General features: G+C 49.5%; 24 protein-coding genes. 15 read left to right on the top strand and 9 right to left on the bottom strand.

Features of this window, described 5'->3' with window-relative positions:
- Positions 1-131 precede the first annotated feature (131 nt).
- From F569_RS18545 to F569_RS19235, 3 genes are all read left to right on the top strand, one after another.
- Positions 132-1,628 (top strand): cytochrome c peroxidase, encoded by a 1,497-nt coding sequence (locus F569_RS18545; protein WP_051279971.1) that lies wholly within the window; start codon positions 132-134, stop codon positions 1,626-1,628.
- A 74-nt stretch (positions 1,629-1,702) separates the two neighbouring features.
- Positions 1,703-1,981, top strand: coding sequence for an AlbA family DNA-binding domain-containing protein (locus tag F569_RS19240; RefSeq protein ID WP_051279970.1), 279 nt, complete (start codon positions 1,703-1,705; stop codon positions 1,979-1,981).
- Positions 1,982-2,310: 329 nt separating this feature from the next.
- A complete protein-coding gene (locus tag F569_RS19235) occupies positions 2,311-3,162 on the top strand; it encodes an ATP-binding protein (protein ID WP_051279969.1) in 852 nt (283 codons plus the stop codon).
- A gap of 178 nt (positions 3,163-3,340) precedes the next feature.
- Here the strand turns inward: F569_RS19235 and gshB are convergent, their stop codons facing one another.
- On the bottom strand, positions 3,341-4,285 hold the full coding sequence (gene gshB / locus F569_RS0115450) for a glutathione synthase (protein WP_026942939.1): 945 nt from the start codon (positions 4,283-4,285) through the stop codon (positions 3,341-3,343).
- A 113-nt stretch (positions 4,286-4,398) separates the two neighbouring features.
- Between gshB and F569_RS0115445 the strand changes: the two genes are divergently transcribed.
- The 4 genes from F569_RS0115445 to F569_RS0115430 are packed head-to-tail and all read left to right on the top strand — an operon-like array spanning position 4,399 to position 6,327.
- On the top strand, positions 4,399-4,713 hold the full coding sequence (locus F569_RS0115445) for a YbjQ family protein (RefSeq protein WP_026942938.1): 315 nt from the start codon (positions 4,399-4,401) through the stop codon (positions 4,711-4,713).
- The gene (locus F569_RS0115440) at positions 4,713-5,156 is read left to right on the top strand and encodes a YbjQ family protein (protein ID WP_026942937.1); all 444 of its coding nucleotides are present in this window, start codon (positions 4,713-4,715) and stop codon (positions 5,154-5,156) included. The genes F569_RS0115445 and F569_RS0115440 overlap by 1 nt, the downstream gene beginning before the upstream one ends.
- Positions 5,153-5,977, top strand: a complete 825-nt coding sequence (locus F569_RS0115435; RefSeq protein ID WP_034389195.1) for an alpha/beta hydrolase — start codon at positions 5,153-5,155, stop codon at positions 5,975-5,977. Before F569_RS0115440 ends, F569_RS0115435 begins: the two co-directional genes overlap by 4 nt.
- A complete protein-coding gene (locus tag F569_RS0115430; protein WP_026942935.1) occupies positions 5,977-6,327 on the top strand; it encodes a Spx/MgsR family RNA polymerase-binding regulatory protein in 351 nt (116 codons plus the stop codon). Before F569_RS0115435 ends, F569_RS0115430 begins: the two co-directional genes overlap by 1 nt.
- Positions 6,328-6,355: 28 nt before the next feature.
- Here the strand turns inward: F569_RS0115430 and F569_RS19230 are convergent, their stop codons facing one another.
- The 3 genes from F569_RS19230 to rsmI form a co-directional block, all read right to left on the bottom strand.
- Entirely contained in the window at positions 6,356-7,375 is a 1,020-nt protein-coding gene (locus tag F569_RS19230) for a BON domain-containing protein (RefSeq protein ID WP_051279968.1), read from the bottom strand.
- Positions 7,376-7,440: 65 nt separating this feature from the next.
- Positions 7,441-7,827: a YraN family protein gene (locus F569_RS0115420; protein ID WP_026942934.1), complete on the bottom strand. Its 387-nt coding sequence runs from the start codon at positions 7,825-7,827 to the stop codon at positions 7,441-7,443.
- A complete protein-coding gene (gene rsmI, locus F569_RS0115415; protein WP_233353706.1) occupies positions 7,824-8,735 on the bottom strand; it encodes a 16S rRNA (cytidine(1402)-2'-O)-methyltransferase in 912 nt (303 codons plus the stop codon). Before rsmI ends, F569_RS0115420 begins: the two co-directional genes overlap by 4 nt.
- 31 nt (positions 8,736-8,766) lie before the next feature.
- Here rsmI and F569_RS18530 point away from each other — a divergent pair, with 31 nt between their 5' ends.
- Entirely contained in the window at positions 8,767-10,143 is a 1,377-nt protein-coding gene (locus F569_RS18530) for a penicillin-binding protein activator (protein WP_051279967.1), read from the top strand.
- Positions 10,144-10,153: 10 nt separating this feature from the next.
- Positions 10,154-10,627: a DUF2750 domain-containing protein gene (locus F569_RS0115405; protein WP_026942932.1), complete on the top strand. Its 474-nt coding sequence runs from the start codon at positions 10,154-10,156 to the stop codon at positions 10,625-10,627.
- Between the two features lie 4 nt (positions 10,628-10,631).
- Here the strand turns inward: F569_RS0115405 and hemW are convergent, their stop codons facing one another.
- Both hemW and rdgB read right to left on the bottom strand, forming a co-directional pair.
- Complete coding sequence (gene hemW, locus F569_RS0115400) at positions 10,632-11,780, bottom strand: radical SAM family heme chaperone HemW (RefSeq protein ID WP_026942931.1); 1,149 nt, start codon at positions 11,778-11,780, stop codon at positions 10,632-10,634.
- Positions 11,773-12,384: an RdgB/HAM1 family non-canonical purine NTP pyrophosphatase gene (gene rdgB / locus F569_RS0115395; RefSeq protein ID WP_026942930.1), complete on the bottom strand. Its 612-nt coding sequence runs from the start codon at positions 12,382-12,384 to the stop codon at positions 11,773-11,775. The genes hemW and rdgB overlap by 8 nt, the downstream gene beginning before the upstream one ends.
- A gap of 80 nt (positions 12,385-12,464) precedes the next feature.
- Here rdgB and F569_RS0115390 point away from each other — a divergent pair, with 80 nt between their 5' ends.
- Both F569_RS0115390 and F569_RS0115385 read left to right on the top strand, forming a co-directional pair.
- Complete coding sequence (locus F569_RS0115390) at positions 12,465-12,980, top strand: DUF2975 domain-containing protein (protein ID WP_026942929.1); 516 nt, start codon at positions 12,465-12,467, stop codon at positions 12,978-12,980.
- Positions 12,980-13,219: a helix-turn-helix domain-containing protein gene (locus F569_RS0115385; RefSeq protein WP_026942928.1), complete on the top strand. Its 240-nt coding sequence runs from the start codon at positions 12,980-12,982 to the stop codon at positions 13,217-13,219. Before F569_RS0115390 ends, F569_RS0115385 begins: the two co-directional genes overlap by 1 nt.
- 4 nt (positions 13,220-13,223) lie before the next feature.
- On the opposite strand, the gene F569_RS0115380 is transcribed toward F569_RS0115385, so the two are convergent.
- The 3 genes from F569_RS0115380 to F569_RS0115370 form a co-directional block, all read right to left on the bottom strand.
- On the bottom strand, positions 13,224-14,186 hold the full coding sequence (locus tag F569_RS0115380; RefSeq protein ID WP_034389192.1) for an MBL fold metallo-hydrolase: 963 nt from the start codon (positions 14,184-14,186) through the stop codon (positions 13,224-13,226).
- On the bottom strand, positions 14,186-14,899 hold the full coding sequence (gene rph / locus F569_RS0115375) for a ribonuclease PH (RefSeq protein ID WP_026942926.1): 714 nt from the start codon (positions 14,897-14,899) through the stop codon (positions 14,186-14,188). Before rph ends, F569_RS0115380 begins: the two co-directional genes overlap by 1 nt.
- Positions 14,900-14,977: 78 nt before the next feature.
- A complete protein-coding gene (locus tag F569_RS0115370; protein WP_026942925.1) occupies positions 14,978-15,199 on the bottom strand; it encodes a hypervirulence associated TUDOR domain-containing protein in 222 nt (73 codons plus the stop codon).
- A gap of 133 nt (positions 15,200-15,332) precedes the next feature.
- On the opposite strand from F569_RS0115370, the gene F569_RS0115365 reads away from it, so the two are divergent.
- From F569_RS0115365 to mutM, 4 genes are all read left to right on the top strand, one after another.
- Positions 15,333-15,950 (top strand): Pr6Pr family membrane protein, encoded by a 618-nt coding sequence (locus F569_RS0115365; protein ID WP_026942924.1) that lies wholly within the window; start codon positions 15,333-15,335, stop codon positions 15,948-15,950.
- Positions 15,951-16,012: 62 nt separating this feature from the next.
- On the top strand, positions 16,013-17,113 hold the full coding sequence (gene hrcA, locus F569_RS0115360; protein WP_026942923.1) for a heat-inducible transcriptional repressor HrcA: 1,101 nt from the start codon (positions 16,013-16,015) through the stop codon (positions 17,111-17,113).
- A gap of 17 nt (positions 17,114-17,130) precedes the next feature.
- Entirely contained in the window at positions 17,131-17,784 is a 654-nt protein-coding gene (gene grpE, locus F569_RS0115355; protein ID WP_233353704.1) for a nucleotide exchange factor GrpE, read from the top strand.
- 127 nt (positions 17,785-17,911) lie between these two features.
- A complete protein-coding gene (gene mutM / locus F569_RS0115350; RefSeq protein WP_026942921.1) occupies positions 17,912-18,748 on the top strand; it encodes a bifunctional DNA-formamidopyrimidine glycosylase/DNA-(apurinic or apyrimidinic site) lyase in 837 nt (278 codons plus the stop codon).
- The last annotated feature ends 49 nt before the right edge of the window (positions 18,749-18,797 follow it).

Below are 18,797 nucleotides of genomic sequence, written 5' to 3'. Positions count from 1 at the left end.
AAGGGGAAAGAGGTGATATTCGTTTTTACCTTAAATCTCCGGAGCAATTCTGGCAAGCGAGCTTGAAATTATGGCATCAGCTTAAGCAGCTACTTTAAGCCAATATAAACCATTAAAGCGTTTAAGAGGTTATGAAAAATTTACTCATCACCTGCCTTACAGTTCCCTTACTTGTCGCTTGCGGTGGAAGCTCAGACTCTCCGCTGCAGACGACTCCACCGACAAGCACAACGCCCCCGACCAATCGCGGCCCGTCTGTAATTACGCCAAATGAAGATCAAACAGCCATTGTTGGCATTGCATTTAACTATGACGCGACGCAATCAGGCACAACTTTTTCGGACGCTGATGGCGACACGCTGACTTATAGTGTTGAGTATGATCCGGGACCTCAAGGTTTAACGGATAGCGCAGGGGTCATCAGTGGAACCCCGTCAATGGCGGGGACAATTGAAACCACCGTCAGAGTGAATGACGGCAACGGACTCGAAGCCATTGACGTCTTCAACATCACGGTTTCAACCGCAACAACGGGACAATCTGCCATACAAGCAAAGTTTTCTGGTCAAATCGACATGAACAATCTGGCAAATTACGCGAACCAAGCTGTGCCAGCTTACATTGCGCCTCCCGTCTTAAACGGGAACCCTATTACAGATGAAGGCGCTACATTGGGCCGCGTTCTATTTTACGATCCCGCCCTCTCAATTGATGACACTATCTCATGTTCGAGTTGCCACAGACAAGATCATGGCTTTAGTGATCCGCGCCTTGTGAGCGGCGGCGTTGAAGGCGGCATGACGGGGCGCCATTCTATGCGCCTTATCAATACGGCCTTTGCCGATGAACAAAATTTCTTCTGGGATGAACGCGCGCCAAGCCTTGAAGCGCAAACTACGCAGCCTATCCAAGATGAAAATGAGCATGGCTTTAGCGGGATGAATGGAGGTGAGGATTTAAACGACCTTATTCTAAAACTCGAAGGGCTAGATTATTATCAAGAGCTTTTCACCTATGCCTTTGGTGATGCCAATATCACAGAAGATCGGCTTCAACTGGCCTTGGGGCAGTTCGTTAAAAGCATCCAATCTTTTGACGCTAAATATGATGTTGGCCGCGCTCAAGTCGCAAATAACCGTCAGAATTTTCCGAATTTTACAGCAGATGAAAATGCCGGCAAAAGGCTCTTTATGGATGAACCAGGCATAGGCGGAGCCGGATGCCACACCTGTCACCGTGCTCCCGAATTTGATATCAGGCCTAATAGCCGCCATAACGGCATAGTTGGCGTTGCAAATTCTGTCACTGAATTTGATCTCACCAATACAAAAGCGCCAAGCTTGCGAGACCTCTCAAAACCGGATGGCTCTCCCAATGGCCCCTTCATGCATGATGGGTCACTGGAGACCTTGCTGGACGTAATTAATCACTATGACGAAATCATTGCCACAACATCCAATCCCTCCAGCACCCAATTTCAAAACACGATTGATAATTTTTTGAACTTTAATGGGAATTTACAGGACCTGAACCTGACAGACACGCAAAAGGCTCAAATGGTCGCCTTCCTAGAAACGCTGACAGGGGCAAATGTCTATACAGACGAAAAACTATCAGATCCGTTTTAACTTGTTTGTGGTAGCTTCTACATTTTATTCCAAAATGATTTGATGGGTGTCTATTCCTGACCTATCAACTAATTATGAATGATCAAGACCGATATCTGGACATCCTGAATGATTTAAGATCAATTGGTTCAGAACAAGAATGGTTCGAATTTAAAGTCAATCAATCTGATCCCCACATGATCGGTAAATACATTTCGGCTCTTTCAAACGCAGCGGCCCTTAATGGAAAAAATACAGCTTTCTTAATCTGGGGAGTAGAAAACGAAAGTCTCGATTTACTAGGCACAAAGTTTAACCCTTACACGAGAAAGCGGACGGACAGCCGCTTCAATTATGGCTTTCACAGAGATTAAATCCTTCGGTATTATTTGAATTTAGAGAAGTTACTGTCGCAAGAAAAATCAGAATAGTATTCTTAGAAATTTCCAGCGCAACAATAGCCCCAACAGAATTCGCAAGGACGGCATATATAAGGATAGGTGAAGCCACCCCAAGGCTTGCTGACCACACTAGCAGACAAGCAAAGCTGTGGTCCAACCTGCGCGCTTACGTTTGGGAACATGAAGCCGCGATACACAGCGTAGAAGAAGATGATGTCTTCAGGCTGTTAGACTATGATAAATATTTTATGCTGTTGGGCCTGAGTCCACCAAGCAGTAGAGTAAATATTTTAGAACTGTTAATGAGAGAAGGTTTTATAGAGGAGGATTATGGAAACAAGTGGAATATTTTAAACCTCGGAGCGATATTGATCGGCAAAAGACTGAAAGAATTCGGGACTAAAATTTCTCGTAAGCAGATACGAATTACTAAATACGATGGAGTTGACCGTACAGCCCAAGTAACCAACCGAATTGATGTTTTAGAGGGTTACGCAATAGCATTTGATAGAACCTTAGAGTTAATAGAAAACCTTTTGCCTAGCTCCGAAATATTGGTTGGAGGCATTAGACAGCAAAGAGCTGAATTTCCGATTGAAGCAATTCGAGAGCTTGTAGCAAATACGATAATTCATCAAGACTTCAGCGTAACGGGAATGAACCCAAGTATAGATATTTTTGATCACAGAATTGAATTCACTAACGCGGGACAACCATTAAACCCAGTCATCCGCTTTATCGACTTTCCTCCAAAATCCCGGAATGAAGAACTTGCAGCCCTTATGCGACGTTTCGGAGTTTGCGAAGAAGGGGGAACAGGAATTGATAAAGTCGTCCGGGCTGCTGAACTTTGGCAGCTTCCCGCACCTGAGTTTTTGGATAACAGTCAAAATACAGTTGTGAAAAATTGGAGTCAAAAGAAGTTTTCTAATTTGTCGACTGATGAAAAATTACGTGCCTGCTTTCAACATGCAGCTCTTCTTAACACTCAAGGCAAGAAGATGACCAATAAATCTTTAAGGCGCCGACTGGGAGTAGAAGACCAGAATGCGTCAAGCATCTCACGAATCTTTGCCTCTGCAGTTGAACGGAACTTGATTAAACTGGCAGATATGGAAAACCCAAAATCTGGATATGTTCCATTTTACGTTTGAAACTCAAAAGATTTGATGAAGATTTGATTATAAATACAAAATAAGAACAAAATAGAAACATTTTATCGAAAAAGCCTTTGCTTTTAACTAAAATTATGCGTTTTGAGGGTGAAAAGCGTTACTTTTTTCTTAAATTTATTTGACGAACATTTGACAAACAGCACAAAAAAAGAACAAATTACCCCAATTTCCGTTCAATCGCGTCCCATGACAGCGCCGCAGCGTCGACGCCACTAAAGCGTTTTAGCTCCTGAACACCTGTGGGGCTGGTGATATTAATCTCTGTCATTTTATCGCCAATCACGTCGATACCGACCAGTATTTGACCCCTCTCTTTGAGCGTTGGGCCAATGGCATCGCATATCTTCAAATCATCCGCGGTCAATTCCGTCGGGACGGCTTCGCCGCCGACATGCATATTGGAGCGCGTTTCTCCTTTTTGCGGAATGCGGTTAATGGCGCCTACGGCTTCTCCATCAATAATGATAATACGCTTATCGCCTTTGGAAACATCTTTTAGGAAAGCCTGCGCGATGACGGGTTCGCGGGAGCTTTCCATAAACATTTCCATGAGGGATGAATAATTACTGTCACCCGCTTTAACGAGGAAGACCCCGGCTCCGCCATTTCCAAATAACGGCTTTAGAATGATATCACCATGTTCTTCCCGAAAATCATCAATAGCTTGGCGGTCACGCGTTATCAGTGTCTCAGGCATGAGGTGCGGATAATCGAGCGGCAGAATTTTCTCAGGGCACGAGCGCACCCACTCGGGATCATTCACGACAAGAGTCTCGCCTTTCAAGCGCTCGAGTAAATGCGCCGCCGTAATATAGGCCATATCAAAAGGCGGGTCTTGGCGCATCCAGACTACATCAATATCTTTGGCCAGATCAAGCACTTGGCGCGGTCCAAAATGAACATGGTTCCCACGTTCGCGCTGTATCGTCATAGGGCGCACCCGCGCTTGAACAGCGCCTTGATTATAAGCCAGATGTTCAGGCGCATATTCAAATAACTCATAACCGCGCTCAGCTGCGACCTCTGCCAAGGCAAAGGTCGTATCGGCGTCAATATCAACCGTCTCCATCGGGTCCATTTGAAAAGCAACGCGTAAGGTCATGGCAGTCTCCGTTTAAGCCGCGCTTTTGCCGTAGCCGCCAACCTTTCGCAAGCCTCTTGCAACACAGGTCACATCACATCTATGTATATTCAAAAGGAGCCCCTATGACCGATATCATCGTTACAAATCTGGAAACCGTGCCAGGACGGCAAATTATAAAGCATCTAGGCATTGTGCAAGGCAATACGGTTCGCGCCAAACATGTCGGGCGAGATATCATGGCAGGGCTTAAGAATATCGTCGGCGGAGGGCTGCGCGGTTACACCGAACTTCTGACCGATGCTCGCGAAGAAGCCACGCAGCGCATGATGGGAGAAGCCTTGGATAAAGGCGCAAATGCCGTTTTAAATGTGAGATTCTCTACCAGCTCCATCACCGCAGGAGCATCAGAGCTCTATGCCTATGGCACGGCTGTGGTTGTTGAATAATGGGTGGCCTGATAACATTTTTCGTTCTGCTGCTGATCGGCCTGATTTTTGGCAGCATGAATGAACGCAATCACTTTAAAAGGCTGCGCATTGCCGAAGAAGAACTTTCTCATATCAAAGTCTTTAATATCAAGACTCTGCCAGATAATCTGGAAACTGGTGGAGCCTTGGTGTCAGGCAATGTCGTTGTTGCGGTTGATTATTTCAAAGTTATCGCGGCATTCTTTAAGATGGTTTTCGGCGGACAACTCAGAAGTTTTGAAAGCCTTATGGAACGGGGACGCCGCGAAGCGGTTGTCCGCATGCAAAGAGAGGCCGAGGCGTTGGGCGCAGATGCGATTTATAATGCAAGGTTGGAGTTTTCAGCCATCGGGCAGCAGCCGCAAAAAATAGGCGGGGCCGAACTTTTGGCTTACGGCACTGCCGTAAAGATAAAATCATGACATCCTTTGAAACGCAAAACACCTCTGATGGCACTCTCCTTCGCGGACACATATGGGAGGCTGAGAGCCCAAAAGCCATGCTAAATCTTGTACACGGATTTGGCGAACATAGCGGGCGTTATGCCGATATGGCCGCCTATCTAAACAGCCGTAACATCTCGGTCGTAACGCTTGATTTACGCGGTCATGGGCGCAGTGATGGCGCGCGAGGCTATTGTCCGAATTATAATATGATGCTCGGCGATGTTGACGCTTTGCTAGCCAAAGGGCGGGAGCTATCGCCAAGCCTCCCGCAATGCCTTTATGGACATTCCATGGGCGGCGGACTTGTGCTCAATCATCAATTAAAAGCGCTGCAATCAAATATGGCTTGCGTGATCGCCTCAGCCCCTTTCATCGCGCCTGCGGAGAGAATTTCGGGTGTGCAAAGAACCATTGTTAAAATGCTCGGTAAGATCGCGCCTAAAATGACGCTTGGGAATAAAATTGACGGCAGTAAAATCTCGCGGCTTCCCGCCGAGCAAGAGGCCTATCTGTCTGATCCGCTTAATCATGGAAAGCTTGGCGTAGGGCTTGCCATTGGAATGGTCGAAGGCGGTGAGTGGGTCAGGGACAATGCGGAGCGTTTTCCTAAGCCGCTTCTGATTGTTCATGCCCGCGAAGACCAATTGACCGCGTTTGCAGCAAGCGAAGCTTTTGCTGCCAAAGCGCCCAATTGCACTTTTAAACCCTATGAAGATTGTGAGCATGAAATTCACAATGATTGTCACCGCGCGGATGTTTACAAAACCACCGCTGATTTTATCGAAAGCCATATTTAATGACCTTGACTGTCTATCACCTCAAAACATGTGACACATGCCGCAAGGCGATTAAGGCTTTGCAAGGCGCGGAACATGAATTGAGCCTGGTTGATGTCCGCGCAGACGGTGTACAGGCTCAGGATTTAGAACGATTTGCAAAGGCTGTGGGCTGGGAGAAACTTCTCAATACGCGCTCAACAACATGGCGCGGATTGGATGACGCTGACAAAGCCGATATGAACGCGACGAAAGCCGTGGCCTTAATGGCGCAGCATCCCACATTGATTAAACGTCCCGTAATCGAGAGGCAGGACGCTTTGGTTACTGTTGGCTGGACTAAAGACGTCCAAGCCGGGTTCGAATTATAATGACCCCGTTTGAGTCTCTAAAGCTAAATTACTTAATAACTCTGGGCACAAATTGACCGTCTCTAAAGATAACAGGGATCTCTTTGCCTGTTTCCGGATCAATATAATAAGGCTCACTTTCAATTATTGACACGGCCTCACCTGCTGCACCTGTACGGTATTTGCCTAATTCTTCCTCGCTCGGGAATTCTTTATTGAGGCGATCTCCCATATTGGCAATTTGCGCAGGGGCGCTTGATAAAGGCGGTGAAGAAAAAGGCATAGGCTGTGACAAAGAGCCTGATGTTACCTTTCCACTCGGCGCAGCGATACCCGGAGTTGCGCTATAGGGCGAGGGAGCTGGGCTGGGCGCCGTCGTTAAAAAGCCTGGAAGCTCTCTTTGAGGAACGACAGGGTTAGGCGCTGAATATTGCAGCTGGGACGGCGCCGGCGCATATTGAACAGGCGGCTGTACGCTTGCCGCACGGCTCATTTCACTAATTGAGGACTCAATCCCTGCCACAGTGACATAAGAGACAATCTCGCGGGCGCCTTTGGTTTGGCTCGCAATTTGGGCAGCGCGCTCAAGCTCGGCCTGGTTTCTAGCGACGCCTAAGAGATATACGATGCCATCATGAGACTCGACATTTAGATTTCTGCTTTTGACATATTTATCAGCCGTCAGCCGTGTTTTAACCGAGGTCGTGAGCAAACGATCTTTGGTATCGCGGACAAAACCTTTTTTATCTTTGATCATAACTTCGTTGCCGACCTTATTCACGCGCGGCGCAGACCAGGCAATGCGCTCAGCCTCAATACGGTCTTCTTGGCGAGGGGCGTTCCCTGCTAAAAGAACGATGCCTTCTCGTACATCGACATTGATACCTTTTAGCTCAAATCCCTCAGCCCGTTTCATACGCGCTTTAATAACCCGTTCGGCGCTGACGTCATTGACAGAACGGGCGAAGTTTCGTTCGTCCCCTTTCGTTACGCCGGCCGTTGTAATGGTTGTACAGCCTACTAGTGAGAGCGAAAGAATAGCTGCGGAAAATATGGTTAAGCTTTTCATAATGCCGATAGCTTTACCCGTGAGTGGTGAACCAATAGTTACCAAAACTGTAATCTGACGCGCTTTTAATACCCCTGAAAGGCGCCTGTAATGTGTGTGATCTTCCAACGCCCAATCACATAGAGAAAATCAAAGCGCAGATCAAAATCCACATGCTGAAAATCACGTTGGCGATTTATATAGATTTCAGCGGCGTCCATGAGGCGGGATTGGTTTTCAAATGTCACGCTGTTTTCAGCTGCTAAAGCTGTCGCGCGTTGTTTGACTTCGACCATGGCGATGACCTTGCCTTTTCGTGCAATAATATCGACCTCGCCTTGCCTGACCTTAAAGCGGCGCTCTAAAATGCGGTAGCCTTTAAGACGTAAATAAAAACAGGCCAGGTTTTCAGCGCGGCGGCCCGCTTTTTCATAAGCTTGTTTCTGAGTTTTTGTTTTCAAACCGGTCTTCATTTAAGCTTTAGCGCCAATTGATAAACATCCCGCTTGGGCCAGCCGCATTGCGCTGCAATTTCCGCGCTGGCACGCTTTACACCAAGATCTCCAATTTGAACATTTAAGGCAGAGACCACTTCGTCTTCGCTCCAGCGCTCACTTATCTGCGGCGGCCCGACCAAGAGCACAAGTTCGCCGCGGGGCGCATCCGCCTTTACCGAATCTATAAGGCTATCAAAACTGCCATGCCGCGCCTCTTCATAGCGCTTGGTCAGCTCTCGCGTTAAGACAACTTCCCTCTCGCCCAAGACGTCCTTCATGTCTTTAAGGCAAGCCGCAATACGCGGCCCCGACTCAAAAAACACCAATGTCGCTTGGACGGATATAAAATCATTAAGCGCCGTCCTACGCGCCGCAGATTTGGGCGGAAGAAATCCCGCAAACATAAACCGGTCAGAAGGCAGTCCGGATTTAACCAACCCCGCCAAGACGGCCGAAGCGCCCGGCAAGGGAAAGACATTTATACCCGCCGCGACTGCCGCACGCACAAGCTTAAACCCCGGATCGGACACAAGCGGAGTTCCGGCATCGGAAACGAGCGCTATAACTTTACCGTCTTGAAGGTCTTTCATCACGCCCGACACACGCTTTGCCGCATTATGGTCATGATAAGGACTTAGAGGCGTTGTAATATCATAGGCACTCAGCAATTTGCGGGTTTGGCGTGTATCTTCGGCCAAGATCATATCTGCTGCGCTCAGCACATCCAGAGCCCGTAATGTGATATCACGCAGATTGCCAATTGGCGTCGCGACAACATAAAGCCCGGGCTCCAAAGACGCGGCTTTGATGGACAAGGACTGTAATTCTTCGCCTGTTAAGTGTTGCGAAGCATTTGTGTCGCTTATAGAGTTAGGGTGAGTCACGCTGTGGCCGATTACTATTGAAAGAGCTGTTATGGCGAAATTAAACGGCTTTGGCCATCTTGGAATTGCAACACTGTCACTGGCTGCGCTTTTCATGAGCGCTTGCGAGACGGTGCCTGTCCCGCAGGGTGAATATCCGCCGCGCCGCCCTGTTGTCGAACGTCCGCCTGTTGACCCTGTTCCAACACCAACGCAAGATCCAACAGAACAGCCCACGGCGGAAAAAGAAGTTGAAACAAAACAGCCCGAACCCACGACCGAGCCCGGCTATGACACCGGCAATTATGTCAATAATCGCGGCGGGCTGACACCGCCCCATATGGCCGGACGGGATATTAAACGCATGGCTCTGCTTCTGCCCTTCTCGGCAAAGTCTGCACGTCTGCGCGAAGAGGCGGATTCAATGCTCAAAGCCGCCGAGCTTGCCGTGTTTAATCGCAGCGACGCAGATGTTTTGCTCATGGCGCTGGACACAAAAGGCTCATCTAGCGGGGCACGGAGTGCCACGCGCTCTGCCATTCAATCCGGCGCGGATGTAATTCTTGGGCCGATCTTAGCTGGTTCCGTCAAGGCCAGCGCCTCTGAAGCCCGCCGCAGCAAGACACCTCTTATCGCCTTTTCAACTGATCAGACCGTTGCAGGTAACGGAACATATTTGCTCTCATTCCCGCCGGAAGCCGAAGTCAAGCGCATCGTCGATTATGTTGCCACGACAGGGGCGACACGTTTTGCCTATATCGGGCCGCAAAGTGAATATGGCCGCCGCGTCAAAGGCGAATTTGATGGCGCCGTCCGCGCTAATCGCGGCGAAGTGACAGCCTCTGAAATTTATGACGGTAATGATATTTCCGTTATGCAAGAACCGGCCAAACGCCTTGCCGAATATCACCGCCAAGGCGAGATTATGGCCAAAGAAAATGGCGGCACAACACCGATGTCATATGAAGCTATTCTGCTGCCCGAAGGCGGAACGGCTTTGCGCTCATTAGCGCCGCTTTTTCCCTATTATGATGTGGACCCGGCAAAAGTTCAGTTCCTCGGGACAGGACTTTGGAAGAATGATGAGACTGTGCGCGAACCTGCGCTGAACGGCGGAATATTCGCCGCAGCTGACCAAGACGCCAAGCGGCCATTTCTAGATAATTATGACCGCACTTACGGGGACGAAGCCTCACGCCTCGCCTCGCTGGCCTATGACGCCATCGCTGTCGGAGCCTATGTGGCCGATGGAGACCCACGCGGACGTCAAGCCCGCGCCGAAGAACCTATGGGCTTTTATGGTGTGGACGGGTTGGTGCAATTCAACGCGGACGGCACACCGAATAGAGGCTTAGCTGTCTATCAAATCAAGAACGGACGTTTCGTGATTATTGATCCTGCCCCGAAGACTGTTGTGGGGCCTAGTTGATTTAGGCAAAATGCTAAAAAATTCTTCAGATATCAAAAAACAACATAAACGATTCGTATGCGATGTTGTTAAATCAGGAATTGTTTCGGGTCTGCAATCTGATGAAGGATGGGCTAGCAGTTCTTCAAATAGTTATGAGAATGAAAATGGAGAGCCTGAAAATATAATTTGCTTTTGGTCCGACGGGAAACGGGCTCGTGTATGTCAAAAGAAATATTGGCCTAATTACGCCCCTCAAGAAATTATATTATCTAGTTTTATGGAGAATTGGCTGACAGGCATGGATCAAGACGGCTCTATCGCCGGAACCAATTTTGACTGGAATTTATTTGGGTTTGAGGCTCTACCCTTAAATCTTATAATCGAACTCTTTGACGAAATAAACAATGTCGAAAAAACTCTGAATTTTTCAAAATATCAAGATCAAAATGAATTCGAAAAGCTTGCTCGAGAAATTTTTGAACAATACAAAGCGCCAGCTTAGTCCATTACCAGATCAATAAATTTTCAATCACATAATCTAACAAAAGGCGACCTTCTGAGGTCGCCTTTAATTTATCACAATCACGACGCAAAAGACCATTTTGAATTAATTCTTGCATAATCTTTTTACGCGAGGCTACCCCCGCGATCTCCTCAAACCGTTTAAGTGATATCCCCTCCTCTATCCGAAGGCCCATCAGCAAATATTCCTCTGCCCAGGCTGTTTGGGATAGTGCCTCTTTTTCGGCAAGACCCAATCCCGATACCGAGACCTTCCCCTGATAATCCTGAGGCCGCATTTCCGCTACAGTCGCATATCGCGTCCCTTCCACCGTCAATCGCCCATGGGCGCCGGGGCCGACGCCGACATAGTCACGGCCTTTCCAATAGGCGAGATTGTGTTTTGAACGGTGGCCCAGCTTTGCGAAGTTCGAGACTTCGTAATGCTCAAAGCCTTCCGCCATTAATCGCTCCCGTACCCCCTCATAAAAATCCGCGCTCTTATCGCTATCCACCGCTTTTATATCACCCCGCGCTTCGGCCTTCGCAAAGGCGGTGCCGTCTTCAATGGTAAGTTGATAGGTGGAGATATGCTGCGCCCCGCTAGAGAGCGCGATGTCTAAATCCGCATTTAATAACGTTTCGCTCTGACCCGCCCAGCCAAAAATAATATCGAGCGAGACAGATGGGAAGATATCTACGGCGAGCTTTAAAGCCTTCCGCGCCTGCGCCGCATCATGATCACGGCCCAAAAGCTTAAGCGCAGGGTCATGAAAGCTCTGCACGCCCAGAGATAGGCGGTTTATACCCGCCTCGCGATAAGCTCTCCATTTGCCTTCATCCGCATCATGCGGATTGGCTTCTATCGCGATTTCACAAACCTCACTTAAGCCCCATAGAGTTTTAACTTGTGAAATTGTTTTCGAAATATCCTCAGCGCTCATCAATGAAGGCGTACCGCCGCCAAAATGAATAGAGCTAACTTCCCTCGGCCCGCTCCAATCTCGCCATCCCTGTAGATCAGATAAAATAGACGGCGTTAGTCCCGCATCCGTCTTCTGCTTATATACATTGAAATCACAATAGGGGCAGATACGGACGCAATAGGGCCAGTGGATGTAAACCGCCAAGGGTTCATCGGGGGTGTCATCCATCAGGAAATTGGTCTTTTAAAAACTTAGCAAAAGCATCGGCGCGATGGCTCTTGGCGTGTTTTTCTGCGGGGTCGATTTCGGCGAAGGTTTTACTGTCGCCGATTGCGCGGAAAATCGGATCATAACCAAAGCCTTTATCCCCGCGCGGCGGCCAGATAATGTCGCCTTCAACTTTACCTTCATAAGTGTACGCCTCGCCATTTGGATAGGCCAAGCAGAGCGCACAGATAAAGCGGGCGCGGCGGTCTGGGTTCTCGCCAATGCCGTCATTCACATGCCACATCGCCATATCAAAATCGCGGCCCCCGCCCTCACATGAGGGCTTCTCGGCCCAACGCGCTGCATAGATACCAGGGTCTCCGTTCAACGCATCCACCGCCAGACCGCTATCGTCTGACAACGCGGGAAGGCCCGACGCATTCGCCGCCGCACGCGCTTTTAATTCCGCATTTCCTGCAAATGTTGTTTCAGTCTCATCAGGCTCAGCTAAGCCCAATTCACCGGCACTGACGGTCTCAATGCCGAAAGGTGCGAGCAAATCCCGTATCTCCCGCACCTTGCCTTCATTATGCGACGCGACAACAATTTTGCTTATGTTTTTCATGCGCTCGACTTACGCTGTGTTATCGCAGCTTGCAATATAACAATTATTGTTTATCAATATGGTCCTACGGAAAGACAGTCATGAATGCTTTGAACGACAATAAAGGAACGCAAGTTGCGCGCAGACTTGCTGTTATTTTAAAAATCGCGATTGTCTTTGTGATTATGGCTGTCATTTTATTGTTGGGTAGCGCGCTAACACTCATGACAGATAACTCTATCAGTCAAAGCCTTATTGAGAAAATTTCTGAAACAGGCAGCAGCGCAACCGCCATGAGCAGCGCCATCATCTGCTTGGGAAGCGCAATCGTCGCAGCTATTTGGCTCTTTGTCTTATTTATACTGAAGAAGATTGTCCGCACATTATTAGAAGGCGATCCATTTGTGGTAGAGAATATATCTCGCGTCAGATTGATGTGGATTCTCGTGGCCCTTTCCGAGATTGTCAGAATGGTATTCATGAATATTTCTATGCAGAATGAAATCGTCTTGGATATCCGTCCCGGCACATGGTTCGCCGTGTTCGTTATGGCGGCACTCGCTGAAGTTTTCCGCCATGGAGCCGAGCTTCGGCGCGATGCGGAGCTAACAATTTAATGGCTATTCGCGTAAATCTTGACCGCGTGCTACTGGATCGCCGCATGTCCCTCACCGAATTGGCAGAGCGCGTTGGCATTACGCTAGCGAACTTGTCCATTTTGAAAACAGGTAAAGCCCGCGCTGTGCGTTTTTCAACGCTCGACGCCCTCTGCCGGGAACTCAACTGCCAACCCGCAGATATCCTCGTCTATGAACCCGATGAAGGCGAAAACGACGTTAAGGCGGCAGCAGAGTAAACGCCTAATCCAAACAATAACGCTGACCGGCTTTGGCCAATTTATAACCGCGCCGCGCAATCTCTTTCGATATATCCGAATTTTCAAACCGCGCAGGATTGGTGTGGTTCAGATGGATAAACCGAACCTTATCCCGCTCTAATTTTGGGAGTTTATCAAATCGGTCCATTGAATCTTTTAAGCGCGGATGCGGAATGGCCGACATGTCCCGCCCGGGCAATTCTTTATCATCATAAAAAGTTGCATCCAGAAAGGCATAATCGACCTCTGCTAATCGCGTTTCGATTGTCTGACCATAATTTTCCCATTCATCCCAACTATCAATATCGGGCAGGAAGAGAACGGCTTTATGACTCGAAGCGATTTCAAAGCCTACAGTTTCAGAAAACTCGTCACGATGTGGAACTTGATAGGGCGTTACGCTGAGGCTGCCACCAAGCTCTGCCGCTTTGCTTGCCGATAAGGGCTGTAGCGATATATTCCCAAAGTCCACGAGCTGTGACCAAGGACCATTTTGAGTAAGGTAACCCGCCATGCGCGGCATCGCATAAACAGGCAAATCTTTCGTACCCGCAGATTCATGTCCCAAAAACATCAGGCCAGCATAATGGCCGATATGGGCATGGGTGAGGAAAATGCCTGATATCCCTAAGGCGACATCCGTCTTGGGCGGCGCAAGCATATCCAAGGTGTAAAGCTGCTCACGCATATCCGGCGTGGCTTCAAATAAGTACCGTGCTCCGCTTTGATGATTGACCAAAGCCGCCGAAGTCGCATGGCTTTTTAGAAATCGGTCCTTCCAAGCGGGGTCATCATTATTTCCAATTTGCGGCGAGCCTGCGTCTTGGGCCGTGCCGAGAATAATAAATTCTACCTCGCAGTTCTGAATAACGTCCTCGCCGTTACAGGCTGAAAGCCCGCAAATGAGTGCTGCGCCAGAAACAAATTTCAGCGCGGCGCGTCTCATTATTTAAGGGTCTGCGCTTGCATCTCACAAAGCTGGCCAATACCGACACCCGCAAGGCGCATCAGCTCTGCCATTTCATCTGCGGTAAAGGGTGTGTCCTCGGCGCTAGCTTGCACTTCGATAACGCCGCCATTTTCTGTCAGCACGAAATTGGCATCTGCCTGCGCGGCGCTGTCCTCGACATATTCTAAATCGAGGCGGCATTCACCGTCCACAATCCCGCAACTCACCGCCGCCATCTTGTCTGTAATGGGGTTTTCAGCGATAAGACCTTGTTCCACCAATCCTGCGCAAGCTTGTGACAGCGCAACCCACGCGCCCGTAATAGAGGCTGTGCGGGTGCCGCCATCAGCTTGCATCACATCGCAATCAATAATGACTTGGCGCTCGCCCAATTTTTCAAGGTCAACAACCGCCCGCAGGGAACGTCCAATCAGGCGCTGAATCTCAACGGTGCGGCCGCCTTGCTTGCCGCGTGCTGCTTCACGAGAATTTCGCGTATGGGTCGCGCGGGGCAGCATGCCATATTCCGCCGTGACCCAACCTTTGCCTTTGCCCTTCATCCAGCGCGGCACATTCTCGTCAACAGAGGCCGTACACAGCACATGGGTGCCGCCAAATTTCACAAGGCAGGAGCCTTCAGCATAGCGGGAGACACCCGCCTCAAATGTGACAGGGCGTAAAGACTCACGGGAGCGGTTTTCAGGGCGCATAAAATTTCCTTATTGTTATAGCGCGTGGGTAGCGGAGCCCTCTCACTATATCCAGAAAATTTTATGTATTTTTGACGTCTAGGACGCTTTGCGAACTTCCGAATGAGATTTCAAAGCCGCGTCACCGTCATCTTGCTTTATGTAATAAGCTGGACTGTCTTCATCGGCATCGCGGGTGACCTCTTTGCCTTTAATTTTGCGGGTAACTTTTTTCGTATAAACTGTCTCGACTTTACCGGTTCCGGTGCCATTACCCCAATCCCACTCAACTTTGGTGCCTTGGCTATATGATTTTGTCATAATGTGTCCTTTATATTCCTTTTAATTCTGACAAAACCAACGCCAAGCCATTACGTTAGTTCCGCTAAACTATAATGGGTCCGTAAACAGAAGGCACTTGCTCTGATAAGGTTTGCTGATTACGCCCATATCCATGAAAGACAAATTTCGGATAATCTGTGCGCTCTTAGGGTGGGCAACAATTCTTGGGCAATATATCGTTCTGCTCAGCGAAGGTACTTATGGCGGGGTCGCGGGAACAAGCTTGGCTTATTTTGGGTTCTTCACTGTTACAACAAATATTCTAGTCGCTCTGGCATTTTCAGTCCCTTTGCTTAAACTGGACACGCGCATAGGGCGTTTCTTTGAACGGCAATCTGTCCGCGCGGCTATTGCACTTTATATCTTGGTTGTTGCAATTGTTTATTACGGCCTTTTAGCCAAAGACCATAATCCCGAGGGTATATCTGCGTTGATGAATGTTGGGCTGCATTTTGTAATGCCCGTTCTTTACCTCTTAGATTGGGCCGTCATTGCGGCAAAAGATAAGATAGCCTTTAAGTCCGCGCCCTATTGGACGCTTTATCCTATAGCTTATGGCGTTTTTAATCTCGTTCGAGGGCATATGACAGGATTTTATCCTTACCCCTTTTTGGATATTTCAAAAATAGGCATTGGGGCTGTTTCTCTTAACATGCTCGGCTTTGCCTTGTTTTACGGCATTGGCGCCCTTGCCTTTATTTTTCTTGGGCGCGTCCTCTCAAAGGGCTAAACTCTTAGGACCTTGAATCACCTCTTGCGCAGCCGCGCCCCTTACCCCAAATATCGGTAGCTATGAGTTTTTTACCTCAGACATTATCGCTCACCGATCTTGATACCCGTGCGCGGGATATATTTCGTGATATCGTAGAAAGCTACCTGACATCAGGTCAACCTGTGGGCTCGCGCACATTAGCGCTCTCGGGCGGACGGTCCTTATCGCCCGCGACCATTCGCAATACGATGGCGGATCTCACGCGCTACGGCCTTCTCGCCTCGCCCCATGTCAGCGCCGGACGCATTCCGACACAAGCGGGCTTGCGGCTCTTTGTAGACGGCCTCTTGGAAATCGGGGACTTATCCAAAACAGAGCAGCGTTCATTGGAAGCCAAACTCGCCGCGAACGGCGGGACGCCTGAGCTTATGCTCGAGCAGGCTTCAGGTTTGCTCGCAGGCTTAGCGGGCGGGGCGGGGCTGGTACTAACACCTGCTGCAGCCTCTAAAACGGCGGGGCCACTTAAACATGTCGAATTTGTCAATCTGGATGATGGGCAAGCGCTCGTGGTCATGGTCTATGCCGATGGCCACGTCGAAAACCGCCTGATGCCGCGCCCTGATGGGCTGCTGCCATCTTCGCTGGAACGGGCTGGGAACTTCTTATCGGCCCGACTTAAAGGACGACGTCTGGATGAAGCGCGAGCGGATATTTTGGCTGAGATAGAGGCTGGGCAAGCTCAGATCGATGCCGCAGCTACGAAACTCATCACCCAAGGTCTGGCGAGTTGGTCCGGGCCTGAGAGCAAATCAGAAAAAAACACAGCAAATCGTTCTTTAATCGTCCGCGGGCGCGCGCAACTCCTTGACAATTTGGAAGCGCAGACCGATTTGGAGCGCATACGTCTCTTGTTTGAGGATTTGGAACGCAAGGAAGAGCTTATTGCCTTGCTTGACAGAGCCGAAACAGCAGATGGCGTAAAGATTTTTATCGGCACAGAGAACCCCTTATTCTCTTTGTCGGGCAGTAGCGTTGTGGTCGCGCCTTATCGCGATACACAGCAAAATATCATCGGGGCGGTCGGTGTGATTGGCCCCACACGTATAAATTATGCGCGGGTTATTCCCATGGTGGATTACACCGCGCAATTGGTCGGGCGAATGCTCGGCGCAAGTAAATAAACCCAGAGGTAGACACTATGGCCGGTAAGAAAAACAAAGATATCGACATGAAGCATATGGACCTTGGTGAAGACGGCCTCCCCTCTGAAGAGGATCTGGACGCTCTGCAACGGGCCATTGATATGGAAATGGACGGCATGGCTCAACGCGAAGCCGCCGCGGAGGCCAGCGAAGCCGATGATGATAGCGATGCTAAGCGTATCGAAGAGCTCGAAGCTGAGCTCGCCGCGCTAAAAGACAAAGCCCTGCGCGCCATGGCCGATGCTGATAATGTCAAGAAACGCGCCGAGCGCGAAGTGGCCGCCGCCAAGACTTATGGCATAGAACGCTTTGCCGTGGATATGCTCTCTGTGCATGACAACCTCTCTCGCGCCCTTCTAAATCTGGACGGTAAAGCCAAAGAGGATATGGGCCAGAATGCTAAAAACCTGCTAGAAGGCATTGAACTGACCGAGAAAGACCTCATTCTGACCCTCTCCCGCCATGGCGTGAAAGCTGTGCCGGGCGTTGGTAGTAAATTTGACCCGAATGTGCATCAAGCTGTCGCGCAAATCCCGAGCGATGAGGACAAGGGAAATGTCGCGACTGTGATGCAAACAGGCTTTAAACTGGGTGAGCGGACATTACGCGCGGCCATGGTCGCTGTCAGTACAGGGCCGGCTAAATCCTAAGGGCTTTAATCAAACCCTGTCATCCCGCGCTCGATGTGGGACCTAACCTCAAATCTTGCACTCTATCGTTAGGTCCCGCATCAGCAACACTACGCGTTTTGTGCGGGATGACAGGGATAGTTTAGACATGCCAGAACTCCCCGAAGTTGAAACTGTTCGCCGTGGTCTTAGCCCCGTTATGGAGGGCTTTGAATTTACTAGCGTCCAGCTCAACCGCCCTGACCTGCGCTTTCCGTTTGCGGAGGGGTTTGTTGACCGCATCCAAGGCAAGACCCTCACCCGCCTGACCCGCCGCGCGAAATTTCTCCAAGCTGAACTGTCTTCGGGCGAGCGGCTCTTTATGCATCTGGGCATGAGCGGACGCTTCACCATCGACGCCCATCCCACAGCCGAATTTGTGCATGAGCACAACACTAATCCCAAACATGACCACGTCATTTTCGAAATGAGCAGCGGTGCGCGCGTCACATTTAATGATCCGCGCCGTTTTGGTTTTATGGAACTGATTGGTGAGGGCGAGCCTTACCGCCTCGACGACCTCGGCCCTGAACCGATGGGGAATGGTTTTAATGCACCGGGCCTCCGCGCAAAACTCAAGGGGAAAAAGAGCAAGATTAAAGCCGCACTGCTCGACCAACGCATTATCGCAGGGCTTGGTAATATATATGTCTGCGAAGCGCTTTACCGCGCCCGAATCTCGCCCAAACGCACCGCAGGCCGATTGACGGTGGCGGAAACAGAAAACCTCGTCGGTCATATCAAAGACGTTATCGCCCAAGCCATTGAGGCGGGCGGCTCATCCCTCAAAGATTTCGCCAATACAGAGGGCGATTTGGGCTATTTTCAACATAGCTTTGACGTTTACGGACGCGAGGGGGAAGCGTGCGGCGCCTGCGAAGCTTCTATTATGCGTATAGTTCAAAGCGGGCGCAGCAGTTTTTATTGTAAGGCTTGCCAAAAATAACACGGTTGCGCTGTCTATGGGCGAGGTGTAAATGCCGCCTTCAAACAAA

This window comes from Hellea balneolensis DSM 19091 (assembly GCF_000428525.1).
Taxonomy (GTDB): Bacteria; Pseudomonadota; Alphaproteobacteria; order Caulobacterales; family Maricaulaceae; genus Hellea; species Hellea balneolensis.
This window is presented reverse-complemented; position numbering and strand designations above follow the sequence as displayed.

Coding starts and splice junctions, on each gene's coding strand:
- gshB (WP_026942939.1), bottom strand. CDS start 4,285: ATGACCTTACGCGTTGCTTTTCAAATGGACCCGATGGAGACGGTTGAT.
- F569_RS0115435 (WP_034389195.1), top strand. CDS start 5,153: ATGACATCCTTTGAAACGCAAAACACCTCTGATGGCACTCTCCTTCGC.
- hemW (WP_026942931.1), bottom strand. CDS start 11,780: ATGGATGACACCCCCGATGAACCCTTGGCGGTTTACATCCACTGGCCC.
- F569_RS0115385 (WP_026942928.1), top strand. CDS start 12,980: ATGGCTATTCGCGTAAATCTTGACCGCGTGCTACTGGATCGCCGCATG.
- F569_RS0115370 (WP_026942925.1), bottom strand. CDS start 15,199: ATGACAAAATCATATAGCCAAGGCACCAAAGTTGAGTGGGATTGGGGT.
- F569_RS19230 (WP_051279968.1), bottom strand. CDS start 7,375: ATGAAAAGCTTAACCATATTTTCCGCAGCTATTCTTTCGCTCTCACTA.
- F569_RS0115440 (WP_026942937.1), top strand. CDS start 4,713: ATGGGTGGCCTGATAACATTTTTCGTTCTGCTGCTGATCGGCCTGATT.
- F569_RS0115420 (WP_026942934.1), bottom strand. CDS start 7,827: ATGAAGACCGGTTTGAAAACAAAAACTCAGAAACAAGCTTATGAAAAA.
- rph (WP_026942926.1), bottom strand. CDS start 14,899: ATGCGCCCTGAAAACCGCTCCCGTGAGTCTTTACGCCCTGTCACATTT.
- F569_RS19235 (WP_051279969.1), top strand. CDS start 2,311: ATGAGAGAAGGTTTTATAGAGGAGGATTATGGAAACAAGTGGAATATT.
- F569_RS0115390 (WP_026942929.1), top strand. CDS start 12,465: ATGAATGCTTTGAACGACAATAAAGGAACGCAAGTTGCGCGCAGACTT.
- hrcA (WP_026942923.1), top strand. CDS start 16,013: ATGAGTTTTTTACCTCAGACATTATCGCTCACCGATCTTGATACCCGT.
- mutM (WP_026942921.1), top strand. CDS start 17,912: ATGCCAGAACTCCCCGAAGTTGAAACTGTTCGCCGTGGTCTTAGCCCC.
- F569_RS19240 (WP_051279970.1), top strand. CDS start 1,703: ATGAATGATCAAGACCGATATCTGGACATCCTGAATGATTTAAGATCA.
- rdgB (WP_026942930.1), bottom strand. CDS start 12,384: ATGAAAAACATAAGCAAAATTGTTGTCGCGTCGCATAATGAAGGCAAG.
- F569_RS18530 (WP_051279967.1), top strand. CDS start 8,767: ATGGCGAAATTAAACGGCTTTGGCCATCTTGGAATTGCAACACTGTCA.
- F569_RS18545 (WP_051279971.1), top strand. CDS start 132: ATGAAAAATTTACTCATCACCTGCCTTACAGTTCCCTTACTTGTCGCT.
- F569_RS0115430 (WP_026942935.1), top strand. CDS start 5,977: ATGACCTTGACTGTCTATCACCTCAAAACATGTGACACATGCCGCAAG.
- F569_RS0115365 (WP_026942924.1), top strand. CDS start 15,333: ATGAAAGACAAATTTCGGATAATCTGTGCGCTCTTAGGGTGGGCAACA.
- grpE (WP_233353704.1), top strand. CDS start 17,131: ATGGCCGGTAAGAAAAACAAAGATATCGACATGAAGCATATGGACCTT.
- F569_RS0115405 (WP_026942932.1), top strand. CDS start 10,154: ATGCTAAAAAATTCTTCAGATATCAAAAAACAACATAAACGATTCGTA.
- F569_RS0115380 (WP_034389192.1), bottom strand. CDS start 14,186: ATGAGACGCGCCGCGCTGAAATTTGTTTCTGGCGCAGCACTCATTTGC.